Here is a 4,716-nt window from a genome sequence, read left to right as displayed (position 1 = left end):
CACCCTCTCGGGCTTTCCTCCGGGCTTTCGTTCTGCTGTCTTGCGTTTCCGACTCTATCAGACTCTTTCGTGTCCGACTTCCTCGGCGCTTTCCAGGTTTTCGCTTTCGCGTTTCCCTTTCCGGCGGTTCCGACTCTATCAGAAGTTTTCCACCGGATTTCCCCGGCTTCGATTCCCGAATGAAGAGTCGAGTGTCCCCACTCGAAAGTGACTCCTTGTGGGGGCTGCTGCCGAGCGTGTCCGCTCCAGGCAACTGCTCAACTCTACAACCGTGCCCGGGAGGAGTCAAAACGCCGCCCCAGCCCCACCCCCGACCTCGTCGCCACCCCACGCATCGGCTGACGAGGACCGTGGCCGCGTCCGCACCAGCGGCTACGAAGCCTGCTCGTCGGAGGCGTTGCAGAGTCTGCTGAGCATCGTTCGGGGCGCGCGTTCATAGCGGACAGCCAGGAGCGCGGGGAGGATCGCGAGCCCGGCGACCGGCTGCCTGCCGGGAGCAACGCGTTCGAGGCCGCCGTCGCTCTCATTGCCGGCGAGCGCACGGGCGCACTCCCGGAGGACGAGCGCCCCAGGCTGCGTGACGTCGCTGGTGCGGACGAGGGCGAGGCCATCGGCGTAGAGATCGCCGAGGTGCTCGTGGGTGACCTGGCGGCTCTCGCCGGGAGCACCCGTCGTCAGAGCCACGGCGTCCACTTCTGGGGCGCGCAGGTCCTCACTTCCGGGAACCACCACCGCCATGCGGTGACGCTCTCGCAGCCGGTAGCCCCAACGCGCGGAGTACCCCCGGGTCCGGCACCCGCCGCCCTGAAGGCCTAGGTGTGTTGTCCCGGGAGGTTGTGGACGGGTGAGCCAGGTCTCGACCAGATACGCCAGAAACCCGTCAGGACTTGATCTTGGCCTGCAGGGCGCCTGGCGCTGTCGGGGATCTTGGCGATGACCGTCGGCCATGCCCTCGACATCTCAGTCTCCAAGATCCCCGACCTCGTCACCCGCGATCAGCTCTGCGTCTCCTCGCGGCGTCCGATAGCGGCCGCATCGGGTACGACGAGCAGCTTGCCGGTGGTACGCCGAGCCTCCAGATCGCTGTGGGCCTGGGCGGCCTCGGACAATGCGTAGCGGCCCGTCACGTTGACCTCAAGCGCCTTGGAGCGCACCCACTCGAACACATCGGCGGCCCGTCGGAGCAGCTCGGACCGATCGGCGATGAAGTGCCCGAGGCTGGGCCGGATCAGGGTCAGCGAACCGCCGTGGACGAGCCGCATCGGATCAAACGGCGGCACGGCACCACTGGCCGCGCCGAAGAGCACGAGATGGCCGCGGGTTCGCAGGCTGGCGAGGCTCGCATCGAAGGTGTGCGCGCCGACGCCGTCGAAGACAACCGGCAGTCCCTGACCGCCGTTGAGCCGCCTCACCTCGGCTGCGAGATCGTCGACTGCGGAGGAAAGGATCACCTCAGCGGCCCCGGCACGCTTCGCCAGCTCGGCCTTCGCCGTGGTCGACGTCGTGCCGATCACCCTGCCGCCGAGATGGGTGATGAGCTGGGTCAAAAGCAGCCCCATGCCGCCAGCAGCCGCATGCACGAGCACCGTGTCGCCCCCCTGAACCGGGTAGGCGTCCTTGACGAGGTAGTGCGCGGTCATGCCTTGGAGGAGCACGGCGGCGGCTGTCTCGAAGCCGATGTCGTCGGGCAGCGGCACCAGCCGGGAGGAGTCCACGACGGCCCGCTCGGCATACGTGCCGGGAATCTCCACCCAACCGACCCGGTCCCCGACTGCGACGTCAGCGACGCCGGGTCCGACTTCGACGACCGTGCCGGCGCCCTCAGAGCCCGGGGTGAAGGGCAGCGGGAGGCTGTACCGGCCTTCGCGGTGGTAGACGTCGAGGAAGTTGACCCCGGATGCGGCGACCTCCACGAGCGCCTCGCCCGGACCCGGCCGCGGCTGGTCCACCTCGGCCTCCTGCAGCACCTCGGGACCGCCCACTTCGTACACCTGAATCGCTCGCATGACCCTCCCATCACGGTTCTTCCCCACCAACCCCGTTGATGGCGGTGCGATTCCCGGCAAGCAGACCGGCCCGCCGCCTCCTCCCGCGTCGGCGCGAAGAACAGATGCAGCTCATGCGCACTGACCAGCCGCTTGAACCGCGGATACGCAGTCCGCTCGATCGAAGTCATCCCCACGCCCCGCAAGATCTGCTGGGTGCAGGAGTCTGTTTCACGCACACCCGGACGTATCCGCGGCCCTGGCCGGCTGTTCGTCCGGCCTCGACCTGGCGCGGGGCGGTTTCGCCGAAGACGTCGACATCGCCGGCGAGTTGGATGCCTGTGCCGTCGTCCCCGTCCTCACCGACCGAGCGTTCGTGGCTCAACGGGCCTGCTGGAGCTCAGAGGTTGACGCGCTTGAGGTAGACCCGGCTGCGGTGCGGGATGGTCTGGTACCAGACCATGAGGTGTTCGTCCTCGTACGTACGCAGCCGCATCGGGTGGGGGTCCTCGTAGAGGCTGCCGTCCTTGGGGTCGATGGCCATCGCGGCGAGGTCGACCAGGCCGTCCATGACGGCACCGACCAGGTCCTGCTGTGCCGAGGGCATGTCGCCGAGCACCCACAGCCGACTGGGGTCGCACTCCCACGCCCAGCCGCTGTCGTTCTCCACGCCTTCGCCGCGCGGGGTCACTGCCCGATCTCGCGCTGGGCCTCGGCGAGGATGCGGCTGCTGGTCTCCATGGCGGCGCGGAACTGTTCCTCGGTGGCGTCGGGATCGCCCGCGATGCGTTCTGCCTCGTGGAGTGCGGCCGTACGCGCCGGCCAGCGGTGGATCGCCACGTGCGTGGCCCACTTGATCAGGAAGAACCGCAGCGGGTTGATGGCACCCGTCTCCGCGGCACGGTCGAAGGCCTCGTTGCATTCCTTGTCGAGCGCGGCCAGGTTGGCCATGTCGATCCGGCGCACGGCGTCCCGCAGGGCTTCGCGTGTCATCGCCGGCTGGGGGATGAGAGGCCCGCCGTCTCCCCACTGCTGTGCTGTCATCGTGTCCTCCAGGGGAACGCTGGCCAGGATACCGAGCCGAGCCACTGAGCGTTTTCGGCTTCGCCACTCCAGAGTGACGCCGTGGCCCTCGCTTGAGTCCTCGAAGCTCCTCGGCTGGGCCGGCCGGGCACGGTGGATTGTCTGCGAAAAGCCGCGGGCGGTCACTTCGCTGAGGGGCCGGCCCTGCGCTTCGGGGCGGAAGATGATCGCGGGGAGGGATGGAACGCATGCTCGAAGTACCATCCCTGCAAGATTCTCCGGCCGGTACTTCCCGACCTCCGCAGTGGCGTGGTCGGCCGGAGACATCCCTGCAGAGGACAGAGGGCAGAGGGCGATGAGTGCGGCTGGTGGTTGGTCGCGTGTGATGAGTCTTCTTCGGGAGCACGCGCCGGCCGATCACGCGGATCTGCCAGGGCCCGCTACGGAGCAGATGCTCGCGGCAGCCGAGGAACGGATGGGGATCTCTCTGCAGGGGGACCTGCGGACGTGGCTGTTGCAGAACAATCTGGATCTGCCGGAGGAAGATTTCGACGATGACGCAATGTGCTGCGGCTTCGACGGGTTCCCCGACGAGGGAAGCTTCTTTCTGGGCATCCGGGCGATGGAGAGGCTCTACGCGAACCGCTCCACGTCCTGCGGATTCGACCCTCCGGACCAGCCGGACAATCCGTTCTGGCGTAACGAGTGGATCCCGTTCCTGTCGGACCGGGACGGCTGGATGGGAAAGTTCATCGATGTCCGGGACGGGCGCGTCGGCCGCTGGTTCGTGGGCGGACCCACGGTCACGGGCGAGTACGAATCGATGGCCCTGTATTTCGACTCTGTGGCGGAGACACTGACGAGGATCGCCGATGGAAGCTACCCGGTCTGTCGGTTCGCCGAAGGTCGACTTGTCTGGTCGTGAGACGGTTCCCAACTGGAGGACGGCCATTGCCGATCCGTACTCATCAGCGTTGACGTTCCGAGGTGAGGATGGCTGCGGCGATGGCCGTCATCCAGTTGGGGCTGCAGCGGGCCCGGCCGAGGATCTGCAAGGACTTCAGTCGCGCGATGCCTCGTCCGACCGGTGCTCGTGCCGCTGACAGGGCTCGGTTGATTGTCTGCTGGGTTGTGGTGAGGTCCTGGCCGGGAAGCCGTCTGATGGGCGTGGTCACCCAGGGGCCGGCTCCGCTGTGGGCGCGGTCGGCGAGGACGGGGAGCCTTGGCGTTCGCAGATCCGGATGATGCGGTGGGTGCGGGCCGCGGTCAGGTCGTGGGTGCGGCCGGGCAGCGCGGGTGAGATCCACAGCAGCTTCGGTGGGATCGGCGACGGCCGTGACGTAGGCGTGGGCGGTGCCGACGGATATGCCGAAGCCGGCGGCGATCTGCGCGAGCGTGTCGTGCCGGCGAAGGTCGACCAGGGCGTGCGGCAGGTTGCCTGCAGCAGGATGGGGAACCAACGAGGCTCCTGCGCTGAAGAGTTGAGACGTCGAACACCTCTCTCAATGGCGCGGGAGCCTCGTGCGTTGCGGGACCCTAGCCCGTCACCCGATCAGTGGCCACTCTGAAGGAGCTCACTGAACCGGCCCGTAAACGCAGAAAAGCCCCGCACCCAGAGGGTGCGGGGCTTTCCCACAATGATTGTTCGGCGGCGTCCTACTCTCCCACAGGGTCCCCCCTGCAGTACCATCGGCGCTGAAAGGCTTAG

General features: G+C 67.5%; 5 protein-coding genes and 1 pseudogene. 1 reads left to right on the top strand and 5 read right to left on the bottom strand.

Annotated elements, in window-relative coordinates; all coding sequences use genetic code 11:
* Positions 1-372: 372 nt before the first annotated feature.
* The 4 genes from E6U81_RS39335 to E6U81_RS39320 form a co-directional block, all read right to left on the bottom strand.
* Positions 373-738, bottom strand: a complete 366-nt coding sequence (locus E6U81_RS39335) for a hypothetical protein (protein ID WP_136234778.1) — start codon at positions 736-738, stop codon at positions 373-375.
* Between the two features lie 257 nt (positions 739-995).
* Positions 996-2,006, bottom strand: coding sequence for a quinone oxidoreductase (locus tag E6U81_RS39330; RefSeq protein ID WP_136234777.1), 1,011 nt, complete (start codon positions 2,004-2,006; stop codon positions 996-998).
* Between the two features lie 379 nt (positions 2,007-2,385).
* Positions 2,386-2,655 carry a hypothetical protein gene (locus tag E6U81_RS39325; RefSeq protein WP_136234776.1) on the bottom strand — a complete coding sequence of 90 codons (270 nt, stop codon included), beginning with the start codon at positions 2,653-2,655 and terminating at the stop codon, positions 2,386-2,388.
* Between the two features lie 17 nt (positions 2,656-2,672).
* Positions 2,673-3,029 (bottom strand): hypothetical protein, encoded by a 357-nt coding sequence (locus tag E6U81_RS39320; RefSeq protein WP_136234775.1) that lies wholly within the window; start codon positions 3,027-3,029, stop codon positions 2,673-2,675.
* A 334-nt stretch (positions 3,030-3,363) separates the two neighbouring features.
* Here E6U81_RS39320 and E6U81_RS39315 point away from each other — a divergent pair, with 334 nt between their 5' ends.
* Positions 3,364-3,933, top strand: a complete 570-nt coding sequence (locus tag E6U81_RS39315) for an SMI1/KNR4 family protein (RefSeq protein ID WP_136234774.1) — start codon at positions 3,364-3,366, stop codon at positions 3,931-3,933.
* 43 nt (positions 3,934-3,976) lie between these two features.
* Here the strand turns inward: E6U81_RS39315 and E6U81_RS39310 are convergent.
* Positions 3,977-4,468, bottom strand: a pseudogene (locus tag E6U81_RS39310) (transposase family protein).
* Positions 4,469-4,716: the final 248 nt, after the last annotated feature.

The sequence above is a fragment of the Streptomyces sp. A0592 genome, assembly GCF_004795115.1.
Classification (GTDB): domain Bacteria; phylum Actinomycetota; class Actinomycetes; order Streptomycetales; family Streptomycetaceae; genus Streptomyces; species Streptomyces erythrochromogenes.
This window is presented reverse-complemented; position numbering and strand designations above follow the sequence as displayed.

What these genes read in the sequence shown, in the direction of transcription:
- E6U81_RS39335 (WP_136234778.1), bottom strand. Translation starts at nt 738, where the DNA reads ATGGCGGTGGTGGTTCCCGGAAGTGAGGACCTGCGCGCCCCAGAAGTG.
- E6U81_RS39330 (WP_136234777.1), bottom strand. Translation starts at nt 2,006, where the DNA reads ATGCGAGCGATTCAGGTGTACGAAGTGGGCGGTCCCGAGGTGCTGCAG.
- E6U81_RS39320 (WP_136234775.1), bottom strand. Translation starts at nt 3,029, where the DNA reads ATGACAGCACAGCAGTGGGGAGACGGCGGGCCTCTCATCCCCCAGCCG.
- E6U81_RS39315 (WP_136234774.1), top strand. Translation starts at nt 3,364, where the DNA reads ATGAGTGCGGCTGGTGGTTGGTCGCGTGTGATGAGTCTTCTTCGGGAG.